The sequence below is a fragment of the Agaribacillus sp. DX54 genome (genome assembly GCF_056858335.1).
Genome location: NZ_JBXEQE010000184.1, coordinates 1 through 229, shown reverse-complemented (window position 1 = coordinate 229; position 229 = coordinate 1). Strand labels below are relative to the sequence as shown.

Below are 229 nucleotides of genomic sequence, written 5' to 3'. Positions count from 1 at the left end.
ATCGTGGTCACCTGCTCTGCTTCTACTAAGCCTTTGAGATAGGAAACATCTGCCTGACGGCCCGGTCGTGCAAAAACCAGTTTTGATCCACTGATCAAGGGCCATAGTAATTCCCAGACCGACACATCAAAACTAAAGGTTGTTTTTTGCAAGACCACATCTTCTATGTTCAATTCATAGTTCTCTTGCGTCCATAAAAGTTGATTTAATATTCCTTTATGGGAATTCA

At 41.5% G+C, this 229-nt stretch carries 1 protein-coding gene; it reads right to left on the bottom strand.

The features are described from left to right. On the bottom strand, window positions 1-229 hold a 229-nt coding region (locus AC04NP_RS30900; RefSeq protein WP_482863998.1), incomplete at both ends, for an AMP-binding protein.